This is a genomic window from Acinetobacter sp. 228, from assembly GCF_048147885.1.
This window is the reverse complement of the sequence record NZ_JAYWYV010000058.1, coordinates 1-2,460: the sequence shown is the minus strand read 5'-3', so window position 1 is coordinate 2,460 and position 2,460 is coordinate 1. Positions and strand designations below refer to the sequence as shown.

The window sequence follows — 2,460 nt, the reverse complement described above, 5'->3', positions numbered from 1 at the left end:
AACCATTTTCCCTCTTGTTTTTTAGCCTTCATGCAGTAAATTGAAGGAATAATAAACAAAGGAAACTCATGTATTGTTGAATAAAACCGATGAGCTGACATAACAGTGAAAAATTTTTAAAACGGTTTCTCTCACCATTTGTTCTCTCATTTCTTTATTCGATACGCATCATTTTTTTAACCCAGAAGTCCAGGAAAATGAGCCTTCAGTTTTATTAAGAGCTCAATAAATATTACCCAGAGAGAATATAATCATGTCAAACGAATCAAAATGTCCTTTTTCAGGTCATAACTCAAAACCGCAAGTAACAGTCAGTGGTGGCACGGCTAATTTACACTGGTGGCCAAATCAATTACGTGTTGACTTACTCAATCAACATTCAGAACGCTCTAATCCACTCGGTAAAGATTTTAATTACCGTCAAGAATTTAAAAAACTCGACTACGCACTTAAAGCCGATATCAAAAATGTATTAACCGATTCCCAAGACTGGTGGCCAGCCGACTGGGGAAATTATACGGGCTTATTTATCCGTTTAGCGTGGCATGCTGCCGGTACATATCGTATGGGCGATGGCCGTGGTGGTGCCGGTCGTGGTCAACAACGTTTTGCTCCATTAAATAGTTGGCCTGACAATGCAAGTTTAGATAAAGCACGCCGTTTACTATGGCCAGTTAAACAAAAATACGGTCAAAAAATATCTTGGGCCGATTTATTTATTCTTGCCGGGAACATCGCACTTGAGTCTTCTGGTTTCCGTACCTTTGGTTTTGGTGCCGGTCGTGAAGATGTTTGGGAACCAGACAACGATGTAAACTGGGGTGATGAAAAAGAATGGTTAGCTCATCGTAACTCTGAAGCATTGGCGGGCAGTAATCTTGCTGCAACCGAAATGGGCCTAATTTATGTGAACCCTGAAGGACCACAAGCGAGTGGTGACCCACGATCAGCAGCACCGTTTATTCGTGCCACTTTCGGCAACATGGCAATGGATGATGAAGAAATTGTTGCCTTGATTGCAGGCGGTCATACTTTAGGTAAAACTCACGGCGCTGCCTCTGCTGACCATGTCCAAGCAGACCCGGAAAGTGCACCAATTGAACAAATGGGCTTTGGTTGGGCAAACAGCTATGGCACAGGTGTCGGTAAAGATGCGATCACTTCAGGTTTAGAAGTTATTTGGTCACAAACGCCAACACAATGGAGCAATTACTTCTTTGAAAACCTCTTCAAATACGAATGGGTACAAGAACGTTCACCTGCTGGCGCAATTCAATGGGTAGCAGCAGATGCTGAAGCCATTATTCCAGATCCTTTCGACCCGTCAATTAAACGTAAGCCAACGATGCTTACTACAGATTTGACCCTACGTTTTGATCCTGAGTTCGAAAAGATCTCTCGTCGTTTCCTTAACGATCCACAAGCCTTTGCCAATGCTTTTGCTCGTGCTTGGTTTAAATTAACTCACCGTGATATGGGACCAAAAGCACGTTATTTAGGTCCAGAAGTTCCTGCTGAAGATTTAATTTGGCAAGATCCATTACCTGCTGCTAGCGCTACACCATCTTCTGCAAGCATTGCTGATGCAAAAGCAAAAATCGTTGCTCTAGGGTTATCTACTGGTGAGTTGGTTTCCCTTGCATGGGCATCTGCATCAACATTCCGTGGTGGAGATAAACGTGGTGGTGCAAACGGTGCACGTATTGCTTTATCACCACAACGTGAGTGGGAAGTAAACAAAAAAGCTGTTGAGACTTTAACTAAAATTGAAGAGCTCAAGGCATCAACCCAATTGTCATTGGCGGATTTAATCGTGTTAGCTGGTAACGTTGGTGTAGAACAAGCTGCTCAAGCAGCAGGCTTCAATATTACCGTTCCGTTTGCCCCTGGTCGTGTTGACGCATTACAAAGTCAAACCGATGTTGAATCATTCCAATTACTGCTCGGTCTTGCTGACGGTTTCAGAAATTGGAAAAAACAGGGAGTCAACACACCAGCTGAAGTCTTATTAATTGATAAAGCACAACAACTGACTTTGACTGCACCGGAGTTAACCGCATTGATTGGTGGTTTACGTGTACTGGGCACTAACTGGGATGGTTCTCAACACGGTGTCTTCACTCAGCAAGTTGGTGTACTCAGCACAGACTTCTTCACAAACTTACTCGACATGTCGAATGTATGGGCACCTATTGATTCAACAAGTGAAGTATTTGAAGGTAAAGACCGTAAATCAGGCACAGTGAAATTTACCGCAACACGTAATGATTTAGTCTTTGGTTCGAATTCTATCTTACGTGCATTAGCCGAAGTTTATGCTCAGGCAGATGGTAAAGAAAAATTTGTTCAAGACTTTGTTGCTGCATGGACTAAAGTCATGAATCTTGACCGTTTTGACTTAGCTTAATTTAAGCCAAAATAATAAAAAGCCAGTTCAAATTGAACTGGCTTTTTTAATAC

At 42.3% G+C, this 2,460-nt stretch carries 1 protein-coding gene; it reads left to right on the top strand.

The window, feature by feature from the left end:
- Positions 1–253 precede the first annotated feature (253 nt).
- Positions 254–2,407, top strand: coding sequence for a catalase/peroxidase HPI (gene katG / locus VXQ92_RS15725; RefSeq protein ID WP_416682429.1), 2,154 nt, complete (start codon positions 254–256; stop codon positions 2,405–2,407).
- Positions 2,408–2,460: the final 53 nt, after the last annotated feature.

What these genes read in the sequence shown, in the direction of transcription:
- katG (WP_416682429.1), top strand. Translation starts at nt 254, where the DNA reads ATGTCAAACGAATCAAAATGTCCTTTTTCAGGTCATAACTCAAAACCG.